This window comes from Haloplanus sp. CK5-1, from assembly GCF_037201915.1.
Lineage (GTDB): Archaea > Halobacteriota > Halobacteria > Halobacteriales > Haloferacaceae > Haloplanus > Haloplanus salilacus.
Map to the genome: position 1 here is coordinate 2,713,608 of NZ_CP147505.1, position 19,760 is coordinate 2,733,367.

The 19,760-nt window shown below is 66.5% G+C and carries 19 protein-coding genes and 2 tRNA genes; 12 read left to right on the forward strand and 9 right to left on the reverse strand.

Translation table 11 applies throughout. The features are described 5' to 3' along the window. Nucleotides 1-52 precede the first annotated feature (52 nt). Nucleotides 53-826 (reverse strand): enoyl-CoA hydratase/isomerase family protein, encoded by a 774-nt coding sequence (locus NBT81_RS14365; protein WP_338739534.1) that lies wholly within the window; start codon nt 824-826, stop codon nt 53-55. 97 nt (nt 827-923) lie between these two features. Here NBT81_RS14365 and NBT81_RS14370 point away from each other — a divergent pair, with 97 nt between their 5' ends. Beyond that, entirely contained in the window at nt 924-1,415 is a 492-nt protein-coding gene (locus NBT81_RS14370) for a DUF5797 family protein (protein ID WP_338739535.1), read from the forward strand. 7 nt (nt 1,416-1,422) lie between these two features. On the opposite strand, the gene NBT81_RS14375 is transcribed toward NBT81_RS14370, so the two are convergent. After that, complete coding sequence (locus tag NBT81_RS14375) at nt 1,423-2,424, reverse strand: DUF5787 family protein (protein WP_338739536.1); 1,002 nt, start codon at nt 2,422-2,424, stop codon at nt 1,423-1,425. 31 nt (nt 2,425-2,455) lie between these two features. After that, entirely contained in the window at nt 2,456-2,917 is a 462-nt protein-coding gene (locus tag NBT81_RS14380; RefSeq protein WP_338739537.1) for a bis(5'-nucleosyl)-tetraphosphatase, read from the reverse strand. Between the two features lie 98 nt (nt 2,918-3,015). On the opposite strand from NBT81_RS14380, the gene NBT81_RS14385 reads away from it, so the two are divergent. Beyond that, the gene (locus tag NBT81_RS14385) at nt 3,016-3,348 is read left to right on the forward strand and encodes an uS10/mL48 family ribosomal protein (RefSeq protein WP_338739538.1); all 333 of its coding nucleotides are present in this window, start codon (nt 3,016-3,018) and stop codon (nt 3,346-3,348) included. On the opposite strand, the gene NBT81_RS14390 is transcribed toward NBT81_RS14385, so the two are convergent. After that, entirely contained in the window at nt 3,345-3,611 is a 267-nt protein-coding gene (locus NBT81_RS14390; RefSeq protein WP_338739539.1) for a DUF7513 family protein, read from the reverse strand. The genes NBT81_RS14385 and NBT81_RS14390 overlap by 4 nt on opposite strands. Then, nucleotides 3,608-5,176: a Na+/H+ antiporter NhaC family protein gene (locus NBT81_RS14395; protein ID WP_425498673.1), complete on the reverse strand. Its 1,569-nt coding sequence runs from the start codon at nt 5,174-5,176 to the stop codon at nt 3,608-3,610. Before NBT81_RS14395 ends, NBT81_RS14390 begins: the two co-directional genes overlap by 4 nt. Before the next feature lie 151 nt (nt 5,177-5,327). On the opposite strand from NBT81_RS14395, the gene NBT81_RS14400 reads away from it, so the two are divergent. Beyond that, on the forward strand, nt 5,328-6,620 hold the full coding sequence (locus NBT81_RS14400) for an amidohydrolase (protein WP_338739540.1): 1,293 nt from the start codon (nt 5,328-5,330) through the stop codon (nt 6,618-6,620). Nucleotides 6,621-6,698: 78 nt separating this feature from the next. After that, nucleotides 6,699-7,052 (forward strand): DUF4234 domain-containing protein, encoded by a 354-nt coding sequence (locus tag NBT81_RS14405; protein WP_338739541.1) that lies wholly within the window; start codon nt 6,699-6,701, stop codon nt 7,050-7,052. Nucleotides 7,053-7,055: 3 nt separating this feature from the next. On the opposite strand, the gene NBT81_RS14410 is transcribed toward NBT81_RS14405, so the two are convergent. Continuing rightward, nucleotides 7,056-8,423, reverse strand: a complete 1,368-nt coding sequence (locus NBT81_RS14410) for a geranylgeranyl reductase family protein (protein ID WP_338739542.1) — start codon at nt 8,421-8,423, stop codon at nt 7,056-7,058. An 85-nt stretch (nt 8,424-8,508) separates the two neighbouring features. After that, nucleotides 8,509-9,855, reverse strand: a complete 1,347-nt coding sequence (locus NBT81_RS14415) for a phosphomannomutase (RefSeq protein ID WP_338739543.1) — start codon at nt 9,853-9,855, stop codon at nt 8,509-8,511. A gap of 81 nt (nt 9,856-9,936) precedes the next feature. Between NBT81_RS14415 and NBT81_RS14420 the strand changes: the two genes are divergently transcribed. Beyond that, nucleotides 9,937-11,643, forward strand: coding sequence for a flippase activity-associated protein Agl23 (locus NBT81_RS14420; RefSeq protein WP_338739544.1), 1,707 nt, complete (start codon nt 9,937-9,939; stop codon nt 11,641-11,643). On the opposite strand, the gene NBT81_RS14425 is transcribed toward NBT81_RS14420, so the two are convergent. Beyond that, the gene (locus tag NBT81_RS14425) at nt 11,640-12,593 is read right to left on the reverse strand and encodes a transcription initiation factor IIB (protein WP_299333293.1); all 954 of its coding nucleotides are present in this window, start codon (nt 12,591-12,593) and stop codon (nt 11,640-11,642) included. The two genes, NBT81_RS14420 and NBT81_RS14425, sit on opposite strands and share 4 nt — an antisense overlap. Before the next feature lie 313 nt (nt 12,594-12,906). Between NBT81_RS14425 and NBT81_RS14430 the strand changes: the two genes are divergently transcribed. Beyond that, nucleotides 12,907-13,206, forward strand: a complete 300-nt coding sequence (locus NBT81_RS14430) for a hypothetical protein (RefSeq protein WP_338739545.1) — start codon at nt 12,907-12,909, stop codon at nt 13,204-13,206. After that, nucleotides 13,206-14,324 carry a PQQ-binding-like beta-propeller repeat protein gene (locus tag NBT81_RS14435; RefSeq protein WP_338739546.1) on the forward strand — a complete coding sequence of 373 codons (1,119 nt, stop codon included), beginning with the start codon at nt 13,206-13,208 and terminating at the stop codon, nt 14,322-14,324. Before NBT81_RS14430 ends, NBT81_RS14435 begins: the two co-directional genes overlap by 1 nt. A gap of 155 nt (nt 14,325-14,479) precedes the next feature. On the opposite strand, the gene NBT81_RS14440 is transcribed toward NBT81_RS14435, so the two are convergent. After that, entirely contained in the window at nt 14,480-15,118 is a 639-nt protein-coding gene (locus tag NBT81_RS14440) for an IS6 family transposase (RefSeq protein WP_338739547.1), read from the reverse strand. A gap of 247 nt (nt 15,119-15,365) precedes the next feature. Here NBT81_RS14440 and leuS point away from each other — a divergent pair, with 247 nt between their 5' ends. From leuS to NBT81_RS14465, 5 genes are all read left to right on the forward strand, one after another. After that, nucleotides 15,366-17,942: a leucine--tRNA ligase gene (gene leuS, locus NBT81_RS14445; protein ID WP_338739548.1), complete on the forward strand. Its 2,577-nt coding sequence runs from the start codon at nt 15,366-15,368 to the stop codon at nt 17,940-17,942. A 75-nt stretch (nt 17,943-18,017) separates the two neighbouring features. Next, nucleotides 18,018-18,102: transfer RNA gene (locus NBT81_RS14450), tRNA-Leu, on the forward strand. Nucleotides 18,103-18,251: 149 nt separating this feature from the next. Next, entirely contained in the window at nt 18,252-18,377 is a 126-nt protein-coding gene (locus NBT81_RS14455; RefSeq protein ID WP_338739549.1) for a hypothetical protein, read from the forward strand. Between the two features lie 81 nt (nt 18,378-18,458). Further along, nucleotides 18,459-19,607 (forward strand): hypothetical protein, encoded by a 1,149-nt coding sequence (locus NBT81_RS14460; RefSeq protein ID WP_338739550.1) that lies wholly within the window; start codon nt 18,459-18,461, stop codon nt 19,605-19,607. A gap of 43 nt (nt 19,608-19,650) precedes the next feature. After that, a tRNA-Leu gene (locus NBT81_RS14465) sits at nt 19,651-19,735 on the forward strand. Nucleotides 19,736-19,760: the final 25 nt, after the last annotated feature.

Here is a 19,760-nt window from a genome sequence, read left to right on the forward strand (position 1 = left end):
TAGTGGTGAGCACACGCCGCCGTTCGGGGCGGCACCGCGTCGGCGGCCCCGACTACTCGAACTCCGGATCGCGCTTCTCGACGAACGCCGCCATCCCCTCGCGCTGGTCGTGCGTACCGAACAGGCCGCTCCACGCCCGCCGCTCGACGGTCATCGCGCCCTCGCCGCCGGCCTCGTGGTAGGCGTTGAGCGCCTCCTTGGCGGCGTAGAGGGCGTGGCGCGGCTTGGCCGCGAGTTCGGCCGCCATCTCGTCGACGTGGTCGTACAGGTCGTCGTGCGCGACCACCTCCCCGATCAGTCCCCGCTCGTAGGCGTCGGACGCGTCGAGTCGGTCACCGAAGAAGATCAGTCGCCGCGCCGTCTCGTCGGAGACGAGCCGCTGGAGGAGTTGCGTACCGCCCCACCCCGGGATGATGCCGAGGTCGATCTCCGTCTGTCCGATGACGGCCCGCTCGCTCGCCACGCGGAGGTCGCAGGCGAGCGCGAACTCACAGCCGCCGCCGAAGGCGTAGCCGTTGATGGCAGCGATGGTGACGCCGGGGAACTCCCGGAGGTCGCGGACGACTCCCTGTCCCCGCTCGGCGTAGGCGAGTGCCTCCGGCGTCGAGAACTCTTTCATGTAGTCGATGTCCGCGCCCGCGATGAAGGCGTCGTCGCCGGCCCCGGTGAGAACCAGGACACGCGCCGCTTCGCTCTCGGCCTCGGCGATGGCCGACTCGATTTCTCCCAGCGTTTCGGTGTTCATGGCGTTCAGCGCGTCGGGTCGGTCGACGGTCAGCCGGGCGACGCCGCCGTCGACATCGAGGGTGACGGTGTTCCAAGACACGCCCGAGTCGACGGGAGCCAAGAGGTTAATCGTTCGGGGTCTGCGGGTCCGTCGGCGAACGGAACACGCATATGGGCGTCGCCCGAACCGCACGGCGATGACACTGTCGGAGGAGGAACGCGACCGGCTGGCGGACATCGTCCGCCTCCAGCCGACGAAGAACAACGAACTACAGGAACGGTGGGGACTCGAGGGTGGGAGCGAGGTCCACTCGTACCTCGAGGACCACCTCGGCGACTACTACTACCGCAACGAGAACAGCTACATCTGCGCGACGCCGGAGGCGGCCGACCTCGTCGACGTCGAACCGGGCGTCGAAGGCGACGATGACGGCGTGCAGGTGATCCGCGTCCCGGAGCTCGAAGCGCAGGTGTTCGAGGTCGTCGCCGGGCCCGACGACCGCTCCGAGAGCGTCGTGAGCGTCCTCCAGAGCGTCCGGGATGCGTTCGACACCGACCCCGGCGTGGACGCAGTCCGGGAGGCGCTGGGCAACCTCCGGCGCAAGGGTGTCGTCGAAACCGTCTACCGAACCGTCCCGACCTACAAACTCGCGGTCGACCGCGAGGGCGTCGCGGTCGAGGTCGTCTGACCGTCCGTCACTCCCCGTTTAGCCCGCGCTGCCGTCGCCGTCGCCGGGCCAGAAGCCGTTGGATTCCCTTACCCGGCCCACCCTCGATCGGCCACCCGCGGGTCCGCCACGCGGGGGGTTCGGGTTCGAACCCCGGACAGGACCCGGCACACTCCACGGCGGTCTGGTGGCACTTCTTCTCGGCACACCACGGGACGAACGCCCCAGCCCGCTCGCGGAGTTCGAACCACCGGCAGTCGGGGCGCATCGTCCCGACGTACGACCGCCAACCCGACCCGTAGGCCCGCTCGGCGAGTTCCAGTCGTTTGTCGGCCCGGTCGTCCGGCGGCGACGACGCCTCGGCGTCGGGATCCAGCGTCGCGGGGTGCCACGCGACCCGCGAGTCGACGCCGTCGCCGTCGAACTCGAGGGCGAGGACGCCGGCCTCGACGGGCAGGTCCTCCAAGAGAGCGGGTTCGGCCGTCTCGCCCGTGGCGGCGGTGGCGACCCACACCTCGTCGGCGAGTGCGGTCGAGACGTCGTGGTCGAGTTGGTCGGCGAGCGCCCGCGCCGCACTCGCCGAGAGGTCGGGCTTGTTCTCGACGGCGACGAGGCGACACACCCAGTCGGGGTAGGACGCGACCCGCCGGATCTGGATGCGGTTGCCGTCCCGTCGGGTGTCGACGACGCCGCGCGCGTCGGCGCGGTGGACCGCGGCGCGGACGTACCGCCACGGGTAGCCGGGGTCGGGGAGCGCGTCGCGGTACCACGCCCAGTCGGCGGGGGCGTTGCGGACGACGTGGAGCAGATCCGAATCGAGCGTCCGCTCGCCGAAGGCCGCGCGGGCGGCGAGGCCCTCGGGGTCGGCCTCAACGACGACGGTGTCCCAGCGGCGGTTCCGGGTGCCGAGTTGGCGGGCGACGACCGGGACGGCCTCGGTCTCGCGGTCGGGCGGCCACACGCGTTCGGCCCACCGGCAGGTGACGAGTTCGAAGCCGAACTCGGCGTCGCCGGGCGCGCCGTCGATCACGGCCGGTCGACGGCGTCGTGGGGCGGCATCGTCACCCGATGTACGTCCGTTCGCCCGCCTCCGTCTCGGGGTCGACGAGTTCGTCCAAGTAGTCGTGGGCGTCCTCGAGTATCTCCCGCGGGCCGTCCTGTGTGATCGTGTTGATCGCTTGGTCGTAGTCCCGCCACTGTAGGTCGCGGTGCTCGGTCGAGAGCTCCGCACTCGCCTCGAACGAGCGGGCGATGAACAGGTGGACCGTCTTGTGGATGGTGTTGCCGCCGGCCTCGAACACGTAGTCGTACTCCTCGCGGAAGCCGTCGATGAGCCGGAAATCCTCGATCCCGGCCTCCTCGGTGACTTCTCTGATCGCTGTCTGCTGAAGCTCCTCGTCACCCTCGACCCCGCCCTTGGGGAACTCCCAGTCGCCGGGACGGCTCTTCAGGAGGAGATACTCCCGTTCACCGCGGGTGTCGCGAAAGAGGATGGCTCCAGCACTGGTCGCTTCGACCGTCATTACCGGCCATATACGGTCACGGGTTAATAGAATATCGGACGGGGACGAGCCCGGACGGGTGCGCTTTTGACCTTCGAGCGCGCACCGGTGTAGTAACGATGGCCTTCGTGACCAAACTCAGCTTTCAAAGTGGGGATCGAGAGGTACTCGAATCGCTCGTCACCGACCTCAAGCGGATGGTCGAGCGCAAGGGCGCGGAGTGTAAGGGCCCTCACTCGGCACCGCCCGAACACCTCACCGTCCCGCAGTATCGAACCCTCCAGCCCGGCGATCAGTACCCCTCGTGGGAGTACACGTCCTACTCGCGGCGGCTGGAGATCCACGGCAACGACGAGGTGGCTCGACGGATCGGCCACATGGAGTTTCCCGAGAGCGTCCACGTCGAGATCGAAGTCGATCGAAAGAAACCGCTCGGCCACCGAAACGGCTAGAACGCGCTCTCGCCCACCTTCGCTACGAACGTCGCTTCACCGGTGGCGTCGCCGTCGTCGAACTCGGTGATCCGGATGCGACACTGCGTGTCGACGTACTCCGGGTCGGCGTCCGGCACCCGGATGATCGTGTCGCCGACTCGGGCGACGACGGTACCGTTCTCCACGCCGGTCAGGAACACCTCTATCTCGTCGTCGACGTCGAACGACGGCCGACTGGTGCGGAACGACCAGCCCCGCAGATACTTGCCGAGGAGGCTCATACGCGCGCCACCTCCTCGGCCCCCCGGTCGGAGGTGTACTCCCGCCCGAACCCGGTCAGCGCCGCGAGGACGAACACGCCGACGAGGAACCACCCGTGGAAGACGAACGGCACCACCTCGACGGGATTGACGACCATCGACTGGGTGAACCAGTCGTACTCTCCGGGGAGTCCCTGGATGACCGTGTAGCCGACGAGGACGCCGCCCGACCACGGGAAGATGTAGCCGAGCGCCGACGTGTTCGCGTCGAGGATGTTCGCCCGCCGGTAGCCGTTGATGTTGAACCGCTCCCCGAGGCGAGCGATGTACGGCGAGATGGCGATTTCGGCCGCGGTGTTGATCGTAATCATCGCGTTGACGAGGGCCGTCCCGAACACCATCGTCAGTTCGGTCCGGCGGACGCCCGTCGCGACCGAGCGGAAGAACCACTCCTGGATGGCCGCGAACCCGCCGCCGCGGATCATGATCTGTGCGCCCGCGACGATGAGGAGCGTGAGGACGATCAGCGGGAAGAAGCCCTGCGCGCCGGCGTAGAGACTGCCACCGACGCCCGTCTCGGCCGGCTCGACCAGCGTGACGAACGGCAGCACCGACAGCGACTGGGCGATGCCGAGGTTCTGTGGGGCTTGGAAGACGATCATGTCGGCCACCGAGGCCAGTCCGAGAACGAGGTTCATCACGAACGCGACGATGATCCCCCACGAGATGGCCTCGACGATGTGGCGGCCTGCGACCGCCGTCCCGATCACCGCGAGCATCGACAGGAGGTGGACGAGACCACCGGGTTCGCTGTTCTCGATGAAGATGGTCCGGGCCTCCGCCGGCACGTCGAGGCCGGCCATCGCCCCGCCGGCGACGACGAAGGCCACGACCGCGAGCACCGCAGCGACGATGGCGTACTTGAACCGGGAGGCGACGACGCCCCCGATGTCGGCGTTCTGGGTCACCGCCGAGACGATGGTCGTGTCGCTCACCGGCGCGAGGTTGTCGCCGAACACCGCCCCCGAGAGGATCGCACCGAACAGCAGGACGGGGTTGGCCCCGAGCAGGATCCCCGCGGGGAAAAACAGCGTCGTCATGGCGACGGTCGTGCCGTAGCCGGTGCCGATGCCCGTCGCCAACAGTCCGGAGAGGAGGAAGGTGAGTACGGGAAACAGCGCGGCTCCGATCTCTGCGGCGTTGGCCGCCCAGACGAGACCGCCGACGAACCCGCCAACTTGGATCGTCTCGGCGAACATGCCGGCCCAGAGCCACGCGACGACCGCCGTCGCGGCCACCCGGCGGGTCATCCCCTCGAAGATGGTGTTCGCGTAGAACTTCCAGTCGCCCTTCGCGAACAGCATGCCGAGGATGAGTGCGATCAGCATGCCGGCGACCAGTCCCGTGGTATCACCGATCCGCAACAGCCCACTCTGGACGATAGCCCAGACGATGAAGAAGGCGATTGGGAACGCGCTCATCCACCGCCCGCCGTAGAACTCGATTCGACGGCCCGATTCCGCCTCGCGACCTTCGTTGATCTGTTCCATTACGTCCGAATCGGTCGTGTCGTTTCTATCTGACATGGTTCGTCACCGATGGATCCCATCTCCGGTTCGGTCGCTGTCCCTGCCGATCCGACAGGGGGTGGATTCGCGGGGGCGGTAAATAAAATGACCTGACGCGTGGCCGGCGCGACCGTCACGACTTATGTGGGTGGCTCGCCTCCGCCCCGGCATGAGCGCCCCGACTCCCGACTTCGAGGACCTCCGTGACCTCCGTCGCGACCTGCACCGACACCCCGAACCCGCGTGGCGGGAGTTCTACACCACCGCCCGTCTCGTCGACGAACTGGAGACGCGCCCGCTGGACGCGCTCCACGTCGGCCCGGAAGTCCTCGCCGGCGACCGGCGTGGCGTCCCCGACGACGCCGACCTGGAGGAGTGGGCACACCGCGCCGTCGAGGCCGGGGCACGCCAGGACGTCGTCGACCGACTCGACGGCGGCTACACCGGACTCGTCGCCGTCCTCCGGCGGGGAGAGGGGCCGACCGTCGGCCTCAGGGTCGACATCGATGCCCTGCCGATCACCGAGGCCGACGGCGACGACCACCACCCCGCCGCCGCGGGCTTTCGCTCCGAGAACGAGGGGTACATGCACGCCTGTGGCCACGACGCCCACGCGACCGTCGGAGTCGGCGTCCTCGACGCCGTCGCCGCGAGCGACTTCGAGGGGACGCTCAAGCTGTTCTTCCAGCCCAGCGAGGAGACCATCGCCGGCGGCGAACCGATGGCCGAGAGCGGGCACCTCGACGACGTCGACTACCTGCTCGCACTCCACGTCGGCCTCGACCACCCCACCGGCGAGGTGGTCGCCGGGATCGACGGATTCCTCGCGGTGAGTCATTTCCGGGCCGACTTTTCGGGCGCGTCCGCCCACGCCGGTGGTCACCCCGAACGGGGGCGTAACGCGGTCCAGGCGATGGCGGCCGCGGTCCAAAATCTCTACGCCGTCCCCCGCCACCACGAGGGGGCGACGCGGGTCAACGCCGGCCGCGTCGGTGGCGGTACCGCCTCGAACATCGTCCCCGAGGAGGCGTTCATCGAGGGCGAGGTCCGGGGCGAGACGACCGAACTCATGGAGTACATGGACGACCACGCCGAGCGAGTCGTCCGGTCGGCCGCCGAGATGCACGACTGCGAGGTGGCGATCGAACGCGAGGGCCGGGCGCCCGGTGGGGAGAGCGACGACGCTCTCGCCGCGGTCGTCGGCCGTGTCGCCCGGTCGACACCCAGCGTCACCTCGACGCTCGACACCGACACGCTCGGTGGAAGCGAGGACGCCACGTACCTGATGGAACGGGTCCAGGATCGGGGCGGCCTCGCCACGTACGTCTGTGTCGGCACCGACCACCCCGGTGGCCACCACACGCCGACCTTCGACGTCGACGAGGAGACGATCCGGCTCGCCGTGGACGTGCTCGCCGGGACGACCCTCACTCTCGGCGACGACCCGGCTGCCGTGACGTAGGTGTCAGATCGCGTCCCACGCTCGCTCCGCGTCGCATCCGCAGTAAGACTTTTCGGGTATGATTACGCAGATGACACCATGGCGGACGATGCCACGCAGATAACTGACCCCTCGGCGTTCCAGTCCAAGTCACTCGCGAAACAGGTCCTCTACTCGGTCCTCACGCTGTCCCTCTACTGGCTCTACTGGTTCCATACGGTCAACAAGCAACTCGACGCGGGGACGGACGCCGACATCGACCCCACCATACGCACGGTCGGATTGTTCGTCCCCGTCTACAACTTCGTCGTCATGTGGCGGACGAGCAACGACTGCGAGGCGGTGGCCGACGAGGACGGCATCCTCCTCTTTCTCCTCTGGCTGGTGTTCGTTCCCGCGTTCTGGTATCTGGTCCAGACCGGCATCAACGACGTCGCCGAGTCGACGGGCTGAGGCCTAGTACTTCGGCTCCGCGCCCGTCGTCTCGTACACCCGCTCCATCACGTCGTCACGCTCGGCCTGCCACGCCGCCAGGTCGCCGGGGGCCGTGGGGTAGGAGTCGTACCGACCCATCAGTTCCTCCGAGAGCTTCTTCGTCCGGTAGAAATCGAGGATAGTTCCCCAGTAGCCGAAGCTCTTGACGGCGCTCTTGAGTTTCAGGGCGAGTCCCATTGAGGTCGACCCGGAGTAGAGCGCCTCCGCGAGTTTCTCGCCCGGCAGCGAGGCCAGGAGACCCATCAGGTCGTCGACGTCGACCGCCGTCGAGAGGACGTTGTACACGTCGAGGCCGGCGTACCGCGCCCCGAAGTGATCCATGACGCGTTCGTTGTACTCCCACAGCGCCGCCTCGGTCGGGCCGCCGTCCGCGAGGGCGTCGACGATGGCGTCGGCGGCGTAGGTGCCGGCGTAGGCCGCGCCGGCGATACCACCTCCCGTCGTCGGGTTGACGTGGCCGGCGGCGTCACCGACGGCGACGAACCCCGGCGCGACCGCCGAGTCGTACGGTCGCCGGGTCGGGAGCGCCGCACCGAGTTTGTCCGTCACCTCCGCACCCCGGAACTCCGGCCGGTTCCGGAGGTCCTCGCGCAGGTCCCTGACGAGTTTCATCGGCTCCTCGGTCATCTGGAAGCCGAGACCGGCGTTGATCGTCGTACTCGTCCGCGGGAAGTACCAGAGGTAGCCCGCCGCCCGCTGGGTCGGCTTGAACACGAGGGCGTCGTCCCACTCGACTGCCTCGGGCACTTCGACGATCTCGCGGTAGGCCGAGCAGAACTGCGAGTACGAGACGTTGGTGTCGAAGGTGGCGTCCTCGAGGTCGGCCTTGTCCTGGAGGATGGAGAGCGCGCCGGCGGCGTCGACGGTCACGCGGGCCTCGTAGGTGACCGGATCCCCCTTCCGGACCCCGCGAACCCCGGTCACGCGGCCGTCCTCCTGCGTGACGTCCTGAACGACGGTGTCGTAGTGGAACTCGGCGCCCGCGTCGGCTGCGCCGTCGATCATGCGCCGCCCGAACTCCAGGCGGTCGATGACGGCGAGTTCGCCGGGCACGGGGATGTCGAGGACGGTGTCGTGGTCTGGGAGTTCGAACCGGCCGTGGTCGACGCCCGTGTTGGTGAACGAGGACCTGATCTCCGATTTTGGGATGGCGTCCGGGAACGCGTCGGCCCCTTTCAGGGCGTCGCCGCAGGCGATGTGGCCCGCCTCCGACTCGTCCTTTCGTTCGACGACGAGGACGTCGAGGCCGTCGCGGGCGGCCGACGCCGCGGCGTAACAGCCGGCGGTACCCGCGCCGACGACGACGACGTCGCACTCGTGGGTGGTCATTGGTACTGCGTCACTCCCGCGGCTGGAAAACTCTTCCTTCCCGTTCCGTCGCCACCGAGACGACGGGATTGGGTCGTCCCCGTCGCTACGCGGCCGCCTCGACCGCCCGCTCGATCCGCTCGCGTGCGGTCGCCACCAACTCGTCGACGGCCTCGCTCTCGGCGTACAGTCGGACGTAGGGTTCGGTCCCGCTGGGGCGAACGAGCAGCCACGACCCGTCCCGCCGTTCGAGTCGGATCCCGTGTGACCGGTCGACGGTCGCGTCCGGGAACGCCTCGGGGAGCGTCGTCGCCAGTCGCTCCATCGCCGCCGACTTTCGGTCGTCCGGACACGCGACGCTGACCTTCCGGTACGGTCGCTCGATGACGGGTTCGCGCAGGGTATCCAACCCCTCGCTCGCGACGAAGCGAGCGATCACGGCAGCGCTGACCACGCCGTCGATCCACCCGCCGAAGGCGGGGTGGATGTGTTTCCAGGGTTCGGCCGCGAACGCGACCGTGCCACCCTCGGCCCGAACCCGGGCGACGCCCTCGTGGAGCGAGCCGAGCCCGACCCGCTCGACCCGCCCACCCGCGGCGGCGACGCGGTCGTCGATCCGGGCCGAGGCGTTGGGCGTCGTCACCACGACCGGGTCGGCGGCGTCGCAGTCGCGGACGTACCGCTCGGCGACGACGGCGAGTACCGTGTCTTCGTGGACCACCTCGCCGGCGCCGTCGACGATCACGATCCGGTCGGCGTCGCCGTCGTGGCCGATTCCGAAGGCCGCGTCGCCGTCGGCGACGAACCGCCGGAGGTCCGCCAGCGATTCGGGCGTCGGCTTGCTCCCCCGGCCGGGGAAGTGGCCGTCGACGTTTCCGTGGAGCGTGACGACGCTCGCACCGAGTTCCCGCAGCACCGTCGGCGTCGCCAGCGCCGCCATCCCGTTCGCGCAGTCGACGACGATCTGCAGGCCGTCGAGAGGCGCGCCGTACCCCCGCGCGTAGTCGACGACCGCCTCGCGGTAGGCGTCGAGGACCGGCGCGTCGCGCACGTCGCCCCACTCGTCCCAGTCGACCGGCGGCGATCCCTCGGCGACCCGGCGCTCGACCGCCCGCTCTGCCTCGCGGTCGAACTCGACGCCGTCGTCGAAGAGTTTGATGCCGTTGTCGTCGGGCGGGTTGTGCGAGGCGGTGAGCATCACTCCCCGCCGGCCGCGGGTGGCGAAAGCCAGTGCGGGCGTCGGGACGACGCCCACCCGCCGGACTGCGGCGCCGCCGGAGAGGGCTCCCGCCTCGACGGCCGACGCCAGGCCCTCGCCGGTCGTCCGCCCGTCGCGGCCGATCACCACCTCGTCGCCGTCGCGTGCGACCGCCCGCCCCACCGCCATCGCGAGTTCCGGTGTTACGTCCGTGACCGCACTCCCGCGGATGCCTGCCGTCCCGAAGAGGTCCATACCGACCGTCCGTGAGCCACCGGTTTGTATCGGTCGGTGAGGGACCGAAAGGTTGACCGGGACCCCGGCGGATGGACCGGTATGTCAGCGGCCGCCTCCGACGGTCCCGGGTCGTGGATCGACCGGGTCGTCGTCGCCGTCGTCGCCCTCTCCGTCGTCGCCCTCGCGGGCCGGGTCGTCGGCCTCGGCGCGCGTCCGTTTCACTGGGACGAGGCCCGCGTCGGCTACTGGACCCTCCGCTCGCTCGACACCGGCAGTCTCGCCTACCGTCCGGTCGCTGGCGGGCCGCTGCTCTACGTCGTCGACCGACTCGTCTTCGGGGCCGTCGGCGCGACCGACGCCACCGCCCGCGCCGCCGTCGCCGTCGTCGGCGGCCTGTCGCCGCTCCTCGCGCTCCTCTTCCGCGGAGTGGACTCGGACTCGGGCTACCGCCTCGGCGACGCCGAGACGGTCGCGCTCGCGGCGTTGCTGGCCGCCAGTCCGGTCCTCCTCTACTATGCGCGCTTCCTCCGCGGCGACGTCCCTCTCGCCGTCTTCGGCCTCGTCGTCGTCGGCTGTGGTGTCCGACTGCTCGACGCCCCGGAGGACGCCGACCCCGCGGGCTATCGCTACCTCGGCGCGGCCGCCCTCGGCCTCGCCGTCGCTGCGTCGGGGTTCGTCGTCGGCTACATCCTCTGTTGGCTCGCCGCCGCCGGCCTCACCGTCGACCAACGACGGCTCGTCGGTGAGCAGAGTTCATCTGGCTCCCGGACGGAGTCCGGGAACGTCGGCGAGGGCGGCGTCGCCCGCGAGCGCATTGGAAGCGTCCTCGTCCGGCTTCGTGGCCCGCCTAGGGCCGCGATGGGTGCACTCGCCGTCTTCCTCTCGGTCCACCTCTACTTCTACGCGCCGCGGACCGACGGCGGCATCAGCCCGACGCTGGGTGCGGTGGAGGCGGCCTTCGTCGGCGCGGCCCGCACGTTCTACGGCGTCCGCGTCGTCGGCCGACGACAGGGCGGCGAACACGAACTCCTGCCGTATCTGAGCGCCCACGCCGAGACGCTACTGGCGGCGTCGGCCGTCGTCGTCGCCCTCGCCGCCGTCGGCTTCGCCGCAGATCGGTACAGCCGTGGCCCCACGCGGCCGGTCGTCGCCTTCCACGCCTACTGGGCTGGCGCGTCGCTGCTGGTCTTCCCGGTCATCACCGAGGAGAGCGCGGCGTGGCTCACCGTCCACACCGTCGCGCCGGCGCTGGTTCCCGCGGCCGCGGGGGTCGGACTGCTCGTCCGCTACGCCGCCCGCGCGCTGGACCGCGACGACGCCGTCGGCGTCGCAGTCGCGGGATTGCTGGCGCTCGCCCTCGTCGGCGGGTTGGGCGTCGCCGTCGCGGACACGGCCTACGGACCGACGACGCCCGAGAATCCCCTCGTCCACCACGCCCAGCCCGCGGACGACCTCGACCCCGTCCTCGCCGACGTGGCGGCCGCGAGCGATGGCAACGAGGGCGTCGACGTGTTGTTCTACGGGCGGACGTTCGTCACGGAAGCCGACGCCGACACGGGCCGACCGCCGGTGAGTGACGCGTGGGGGAACCGGCTACCCCTGTCGTGGTACGTAGAGCGGGCGGGCACGGAGACAGCGGGGGTCCGCGACCCCGGAGAACTGTCGGCGCTCGACACCGTCCCGCCGGTGGTGATCGCACCGTCCGACCGGCGGGCGACGCTCGCCGAACGGCTGCCGGGCTACGAATCGAGTACGTACCGACTGTCGCTGTGGAACCGAGAGGTCGTCGTGTTCGTCCGGCGCTAACGGAAGCCCATCGCTTCGATCTGTTCCTGATACCGATTCCGGATAGTGACTTCGGTCACCTGGGCGACGTCGGCCACCTCGCGCTGGGTTTTCTTCTCGTTACAGAGCAGGGAGGCCGCGTAGATGGCCGCCGCCGCGAACCCGGTCGGCGACTTCCCGGAGAGGAGGCCCTGTTCGGCGGAGACGTCGATGATCTCGGTCGCTTTGGCCTGGACCTCCTCGCTGAGTTCGAGCGCCGAGGCGAAACGCGGGACGAACTGCTTCGGATCGACCGGCTTGAGTTCGAGACCGAGTTCCTGGGAGATGTAGCGGTAGGTCCGACCGATCTCCTTCTGTGGGACGCGGGAGACTTCCGCCACCTCGTCGAGTGACCGGGGGATGCCCTCCTGCCGACAGGCGGCGTAGAGGGCGGCGGTGGCGACGCCCTCGATCGAGCGGCCGCGGATGAGGTCCTCGTTGAGCGCGCGCCGGTAGATCACCGAGGCGACCTCCCGCACCGACCGGGGGACGCCCAGCGCCGAGGCCATGCGGTCGATCTCGCTCAGCGCGAACTGCAGGTTCCGCTCGCCCGCGTCCTTCGTCCGGATGCGCTCCTGCCACTTGCGCAGGCGGTGCATCTGGGAGCGCTTCTCCGAGGAGAGCGACCGCCCGTACGCGTCCTTGTCCTTCCAGTCGATGGTCGTCGTCAGCCCGCGGTCGTGCATCGTCTCCGTGATCGGTGCGCCGACGCGTGACTTGCTCTGGCGCTCCGAGTGGTTGAACGCCCGCCACTCCGGTCCGCGGTCGATCTGCCGTTCGTCGATCACTAGTCCGCAGTCGTCACAGACGAGTTCGCCCTGATCCGCGTCGGTGACGACGTTGTCCGAGTTGCATTCGGGACAGTCCACGGATTCGTCAGCGTCCTGTTCGGTTTCCTGGCTTCGCTGACGTTGGCGGCTAGGACGTTCCATTATAAGTGTCGTGGCGAACCTATTGTTTAAATCTTTTGCCGACTCGTCACGACTCGCGCCGACGGTACCGCGGCCGTCGGGACCGGAATCGGGCGCACTCCCTGTGGAGCGGTACAAAACTATAGTAGCGTTTGTAACTGTCCGCACACCTGATCGAACGCAGTCATGCGATCAGATGTGTGATGACTTACAAAGGCTACTATATTAGTTTCGACATCCCGTCGCTGCGTGTTTCGTCCGTGGGGGTCGTCCCCGAGTTACTACGTGGGAAACAGTGAGATACGTTGAACTGTGTCGGCACCCATCGACGACCATGCCAATCTCCGATGTCGAGTGGGACGACGGTGCCCAGTCGGCCGGCTCTCCGGCAACACGAACTGCCTCCGTCGGCCGATACGGGGACGAGGGGGAGTTGACCGTCGCGTTCCTCCCGGACTCCGTCGACAACGTGGACGCGAAGATGGAACGCGTTCGTGGTAACGACGCCCACCCAGAGTCGCTCCGCCAAGTGCTGACCGAGCGTCGGGACGGACTGGTCGCCGAAGGCGTGGTCGCGGTGACGAGCGACGGGACGACGAACTACCGACTCGACACCGACGAAGCCCGGGAATGATGCCTCCGCGAGAGCCTCCCGATCGGCCGGACGCCGGATCCGGACGGACCGAATCTCGGTGTCCAGTTTCCCGCAGAACGGCCCTCCTGTCCCTCGGTATCTGCTTCGCCGGAATCGGTTCCGGGTGTCTCGGTGAGTCCGGACCCTCCTCCGATCGGATCCGCTGGCGCAGGAGTATTCGTGGGCGACCACTCCTCGACGATGGGACGCTCTACGTCATGGATCGACTGACGCTCCACGCGCTGTCGCCGACCGACGGGAGTTCACGGTGGACGACCGAGTACAGCGAGAGCGACTTCGATCAGCGGCTCTGTCTCGACAGTGACATCGCCGTCGATGACCAACGAATCTACGTTCCCGGTTGCGACGGGCTCCGTGCCCTCCGGCGCTCGGACGGCACGCAGGCTTGGTTCGTCGGATCTCCACTCAGACAGGGTGTCGGCGTCGGCGACGGGCAGGTGTACGCGAACGCCGAGGATCTGCTCGCCATCGATGCCGACAGCGGTGACGTCGTCTGGCGGGCGGATACGGGCGGGGACCGTCTCACGACGCCGGCAGCGACGGCAAACGGCGTCGTCTTCACCAACCGCGTCGACGGGATCGTTACGGCGTTCGACGTCGACGGCGAGCGACGGTGGCAGTACCGGACCGACACCGAGACGCGAAGCCCGACGACCGCGGACGACACCGTCTACGTGGCCACGTCGACCGAACCGGGACGGACAGGGAAACTGTGTGCGCTGAACCGTGCGGACGGCTCCGTTCGATGGACGGTCGACACGCCGTCGCCGAAACGTGGAACGCGCCCGGTCGTCGACGGCGACGCGGTGTATCTCGGCTGTAGCGGGCGGGATCACGGGACGCTCCTCGCACTCGATCGCTCGGACGGCTCCGAACGGTGGTCGTTCACGGACGAGAACAGCACCGTGTACGAACCCGCCGTGACTGCCGATATGGTGTATGCTGGATCGAACGACGACCACGTCTACGCGTTCTCGCGGACCGGCGAGCACCAGTGGGAAATCGAGACGAACAGCGTCGTCGGGACGGTCGTTGCCGGGGAGAACCTCCTCTACGCGGCGAACAACGAACGCGTTCTCGCCATCGAACGGTCGTGAGGTTCAGGTCGGCGAGCACTACCGTACGCCGGAACTAACTGGAGTGCGCAGTCAGGGACGTCGCCTCCAGCGTTCGCGTCTCGGTCGACTCGACTGACCCGTCGAGAACGGTGGAGGCTGCGACTCTCTTCGCCAACGGTCCCGGACGGGTCGCGTTAACTTTGGCGTGAGTTGTGCCGGACGGCGAGGGCTTTGAGCCACGATTCTGCTGTCTGCGGTTCGACATGGCTGAAACTAGTTGCGAACGATGAGGTTCGTCGTTCTATATCCCAAAAGACACGTTCGATGGCATTCCGATTCCCGTGTGAAATCATCTGGAATCGGTACCCGTCTTCGTCGAGGACGTTCACTAGATAATCGGCGTCATCGACGAGAAATTCGACGCCATCTAGCCGATATCGTCGATGAAGTTCGGTCAGAAACCATCGCGTCGTCTGTTTCGTCGTCGCTGGAAACAGCCTGAACTGCAGGATTTCGTTTGTTTGGGGATCGACGGCACCGTACAGCCAGTAGTCGTCACCGTTGATGCGGATCACTTTCTCGTCGACCGCGAGTTGATCCGCACTCACCGTCGAAACCGGCTGTAGCTCGGCCTTGTGCACCCAGTTGTGAACCGCGACGTGACTACGTTTGACTCCCAACTCATCGAGAAACTGACTTGCATCTCTTGTTGACATACCTGCGAGATGACACCGGATACCCACTTGAATCGCCCACTCGGGAGTCCGCTTTCGCTCCACAAACGACAAGTCGATCCACTCGATACACTTGCTGAGGCGTTCGGATTCTGCCATAGACACTCAGAAATCGAACGCCTCATCCTCTAACTTAACGCGACCCCCGGACGTCGGCGAGACGGCGGGTGGCTCCTCACCGTGTCTCGGTGGAGTCGGGAGTGGCTTCGGCGTCAGTTGCGAACCGACAGGAGAGGGGTGTGAGCGGGCTCAGCCGAACTTTTTTATCATTTGCAAGTAAGAGCCACGGTGCGAACATCGCGGGACACTCGGGACTCACCGACATCACAGGATCCGACGGACAACAATGAACGAAGGGAAACACTGGCAGGAAACGTGGCGGGACGAAGAGTTGTTCGAACTGGACGATTCGGCGACCGACCCGACGTACATCCTCGGGATGTTCCCGTTCACGACAGGCGAGTTACACATCGGACACGTCCGGAACTACACTATCACGGACACGTTCGCCCGGTTCAAACGAATGCGAGGCGAGGACGTCCTGCACCCGATGGGGTGGGACGCGTTCGGCTTGCCGACCGAGAACGCGGCCCAGAAGAACGGAATCGACCCGGAGATCTGGACGAATCAGTCGGTCAACCGGATGCGAAACCAGATGGAGAACCTGGGTTTCAGCTACGACTGGTCGCGTGAGATACGGACCTCCGACCCAGGATACTACCGGTGGACACAGTGGTTGTTCAAACGGTTCTACGAGGCGGGCCTGGTGGAGCGCAAACACGGGCGGGTCAACTGGTGTCCCAGTGACGAAACCGTTCTGGCGAACGCGGAGGTCCAAGACGGTGCCTGCTGGCGGTGTGGAACGACCGTGGAGACCCGCGAACTCACGCAGTGGTTCTTCACGATCACCGACTACGCGGACGAACTGCTCGACGGACTGGACGAGTTATCGGGGTGGCCGTCACAGGTCAAGGAACGCCAGCGGAACTGGATCGGGCGGCGTGAGGGGACGAAAGTCACCTTCGAACTGGCCGAGGGTGGCTCAGTCGACGTGTTCACCAAACGGCTGGACCGCATCCACGGCGCGACGTACCTCGCCCTCGCCCCACACCACGACCGCAGTCTCGAACTCGCAACCGACGATTCCGCGGTAGCCAAGTACATCTCCTCGACCGGCGACGACACCGACCGCGGCGTCGACGGTGTCCGTACCGACGCGACGGCCATCCACCCGGTCACTGGTGAGGAGTTGCCGGTCTACGTCTCCGAGTACGTTCTCGAGGACTTGGGTACCGGCGCAGTGATCGGGATTCCCGCTCACGACGAACGGGACTTCGAGTTCGCACGGGCACACGACATCGAGTCCCGCCGCGTCGTGGAACCCGACAGGTCCGAGGACGGTGACGACGGACCCTTCACCGGGGACGGAACGCTCGTGAACAGCGGCGAGTACGACGGCCTCACGAGTTCCGAAGCCCAGTCTCGGCTCCACTCCGACCTCGAGGTGGCAGAGTCGTACACGGACTATCGTCTCAGGGACTGGTGCATCTCGCGCCAGCGGTACTGGGGGACGCCGATTCCGATCGTCGACTGCCCGGACTGTGGATACGTCACGGTCCCGGACGAGGACCTCCCGGTCGAACTCCCCGAGTACGTCCAGACCACGGGAAATCCGCTCGAGGAAGTCGAGGACTTCGTCGACACGACCTGTCCGGAGTGTGGCGCCGACGCCGTCCGCGAGACGGACACGATGGACACGTTCGTCGATTCGTCGTGGTACTATTTGCGGTTCATTTCGCCCGACGAGGACGAGATGCCGTTCGATATCGACCGCGCAAACGAGTGGCTACCCGTCGACCTGTACGTCGGCGGGCAGGAACACTCCGTACTCCACCTGCTCTACATGCGGTTTTTCGCCCGTGCGCTGTCGGACATCGGCCTGCTGGACGTTCGCGAACCGGTCACGACACTGTTGCCACACGGCTACGTGTTGAACCACGGCAAGAAGATGTCGAAAAGCGACGACAACACTATCTCCCCGGCGGAGTACGGCGAGGGCCTCACTCGACTGTTCATAATGGGGGGGGTGAAGCCACAGAGCGATTTCGACTGGTCGAACCACCGACGGGACGCGAGCTACACGCTTCGGAAGGAGATCGCCGAGTTGGGGACGACACACATCAACGAGGTGACCGACGCCGGCGACCGGCCGGTCGACGAGTACGTCTCCAGAGCCGTCGACCACGCTATCGAGACGATCACCGACCACTACGAGTCGCTGGAGTTCTACGACGCCGTCCGGGAACTCCGGTCGTTGTACTCCGTACTCTCGCAGTACCGGGAGCACACGACGCCGGACGCGGACGTGTTCACTCGCGGGGTTCGTGCACTCGTGGCGATGATCTACCCGATCATGCCACACATGTGTGAGGAGGTCTGGCACTATTTGGACGACACGCTGTTGGCGGCGAGTTCGTGGCCGGAGCCGGAGCGTCGGACCGATGACTTCGAGCTAGGGCAACGAACCGTCTCGAGTGTCCGGTCGGACATCCGGGAGATCTGCGATTCGCTCCAGGACATGGAGCCCAGCGAGATCCGTCTCGTCGTCTCGCCGGAGTGGAAGTACCGTGCGATGCAGGTCGCGCTGGACGAAGATTCGCGAGTCTACGACAAGGTCGTCGAAACAGTAGATGACCCCGATACGGCCGACCAACTCACCGAGTACGCCCAGTATCTGGCCGAGAACCGTCGGGAACTCACGGAGGAACTCCCGCCCGACCGGGAACGGGACACGCTCGAACGGGCGTCGTGGATGATCGAGATGGAGTTCGACGCGACGGTCTCGGTCGTCCCCGCTTCGGAGGCCGACCCCACGATGCGCGAGCGGGCACAACCCGGGAAGCCAGCGATCAGCATCTCCTGATTCAAAACCGTGTCGTGTCGGAGCCGAACCAGTTTCAACAAGTTTTTAGTGAATTCCATTGCCCACAGGAGGTGGGCGAGGGTCGCCAAGCTAGGCCAACGGCGCAGCGTTGAGGGCGCTGTCCTGTAGAGGTTCCGGGGTTCGAATCCCTGCCCTCGCATCACCACTTCTTCCGGTACGGTCACGCGACGGCGACGCCGTCCGAACGGTCGGCCTCGGGGAGTTGCGACCCTGTTCGAGCGAGAAATCCGTGATCGAAACCTACCACTGTGGGAAACATTTAACTAAAAACAGGGTACTGTTCAAGATATGAGCCAACAGACTCGAAAGGGCACGTCCCGGCTGAAAGAGCACCTCGAGGAAGCGAAAGAGCGGATCGAGTTCGAGGGAGAAGGATACCGTACGAACCCGGTCGACGGGAACTGCCGTCTCTAGATCGGTTCTCAAATGGATATTCGCATCCGAGACCCGATAGGCAACGCCTTCTCGATCGAGGTTCCGGCGACGGACGGGACGGTGAGTATTCGAGAGGCACTGACTCGCCACAACATTCCGCCGTCGTTCGTGATCGCGCGGCAGGAGGGAGCGATCGTCACGGAGGACCGGCCGCTCACCCCCGAGACGGAACTGCAGGTCGTTCGACCGCTCGACATCCGGCATTTCATCGAGTACGAGACGGAGACGGAACGGACCGACGACCCGGTCTACGTCGACCGGCGGTTGACCTTCGACTACGACGTCGACACGATCCGGATGCAGCGCAGGGAACTGAACGCCGAACAGTTCGTCACACACTTCGAGACGACCGTAGCCGACACCATCGACTACTACGACATGCTCCCCGACGATGGGTACGTGTTCGCGCTCAGTGGCGGCAAAGACAGCATCAGTCTGTTCGCCGCGATGCAAGAGCAGGCAGAGCGGATCGACGCGGGGGAGTGTCTGGCCGTCACGCTCGAAGGCTGGGGGTTAGAACAGGAGAACACCTATCGATACACCAAGGAGATCACCGACGAGTACGGTGTCGATCACGTCACGATACCGAAATCGGAGATCGAGTCGGTGTTCAACCTGACGGCGAGGTTCGACGAGGTCAAAGACGCCGTCGTCGCTGACACCGACATCAACGGGAAGACCGAGACGATGATCTTCGCACAGATCCAGCGACGACTCCTCGAGGTGGAGGCCGCCGACCACGGCTACGAGACGCTATGTTTCGGCCTCAATAAAGAGGACCTCCTCTCGGAGATCGTTCTCACGTTCACGTCCGGCCATCTCGCCTCGTCACTGCCCGTCAGGCCTGCAGGTGCCTTCGAGTACGTCTACCCGTTGGCGTTCCTCTCGAAGAAGGAGACACTCCTCTACGTCCTGAACGCACTCTCGCGGTACGCGGACCAAGAGGAGACGACACCGATCGAAGTCGGGGCCGACACGTCCCACTTCTACATGAAGATCGTCGGCGATCTGTGTGAGAAGTGGCCCGGTATCGAGTATCAGCTGTACCCCGCATACGAGGAGATCACCCGGTATATGCTGTCCGAAATCACCTGGGGCAACTGCGAGAACTGTGGCTCCTCCATCGTCGAGGACGGAACGACGCCCCACGACCCGCTGTGTGGTGCCTGTCAGATATTCCTGGAGAAAGACGTCATCGAGGCGGGCTAAATCGCCATCTATTTTTATACTGCTCCGTTGATCGCAACCCAGCGCGTGGGTAGCCAAGCTAGGTCAACGGCGCAGCGTTCAGGGCGCTGTCTTGTAGAAGTTCACCGGTTCGAATCCGGTCCCACGCATCACTCGTTTCTCCGCCGGTCTCGG

Coding starts and splice junctions, on each gene's coding strand:
- NBT81_RS14430 (WP_338739545.1), top strand. CDS start 12,907: ATGCCAATCTCCGATGTCGAGTGGGACGACGGTGCCCAGTCGGCCGGC.
- NBT81_RS14455 (WP_338739549.1), top strand. CDS start 18,252: ATGAGCCAACAGACTCGAAAGGGCACGTCCCGGCTGAAAGAGCACCTC.
- NBT81_RS14370 (WP_338739535.1), top strand. CDS start 924: ATGACACTGTCGGAGGAGGAACGCGACCGGCTGGCGGACATCGTCCGC.
- leuS (WP_338739548.1), top strand. CDS start 15,366: ATGAACGAAGGGAAACACTGGCAGGAAACGTGGCGGGACGAAGAGTTG.
- NBT81_RS14395 (WP_425498673.1), bottom strand. CDS start 5,176: ATGTCAGATAGAAACGACACGACCGATTCGGACGTAATGGAACAGATC.
- NBT81_RS14380 (WP_338739537.1), bottom strand. CDS start 2,917: ATGACGGTCGAAGCGACCAGTGCTGGAGCCATCCTCTTTCGCGACACC.
- NBT81_RS14420 (WP_338739544.1), top strand. CDS start 9,937: ATGTCAGCGGCCGCCTCCGACGGTCCCGGGTCGTGGATCGACCGGGTC.
- NBT81_RS14390 (WP_338739539.1), bottom strand. CDS start 3,611: ATGAGCCTCCTCGGCAAGTATCTGCGGGGCTGGTCGTTCCGCACCAGT.
- NBT81_RS14425 (WP_299333293.1), bottom strand. CDS start 12,593: ATGGAACGTCCTAGCCGCCAACGTCAGCGAAGCCAGGAAACCGAACAG.
- NBT81_RS14405 (WP_338739541.1), top strand. CDS start 6,699: ATGGCGGACGATGCCACGCAGATAACTGACCCCTCGGCGTTCCAGTCC.
- NBT81_RS14440 (WP_338739547.1), bottom strand. CDS start 15,118: ATGGCAGAATCCGAACGCCTCAGCAAGTGTATCGAGTGGATCGACTTG.
- NBT81_RS14410 (WP_338739542.1), bottom strand. CDS start 8,423: ATGACCACCCACGAGTGCGACGTCGTCGTCGTCGGCGCGGGTACCGCC.
- NBT81_RS14415 (WP_338739543.1), bottom strand. CDS start 9,855: ATGGACCTCTTCGGGACGGCAGGCATCCGCGGGAGTGCGGTCACGGAC.
- NBT81_RS14435 (WP_338739546.1), top strand. CDS start 13,206: ATGCCTCCGCGAGAGCCTCCCGATCGGCCGGACGCCGGATCCGGACGG.
- NBT81_RS14385 (WP_338739538.1), top strand. CDS start 3,016: ATGGCCTTCGTGACCAAACTCAGCTTTCAAAGTGGGGATCGAGAGGTA.
- NBT81_RS14400 (WP_338739540.1), top strand. CDS start 5,328: ATGAGCGCCCCGACTCCCGACTTCGAGGACCTCCGTGACCTCCGTCGC.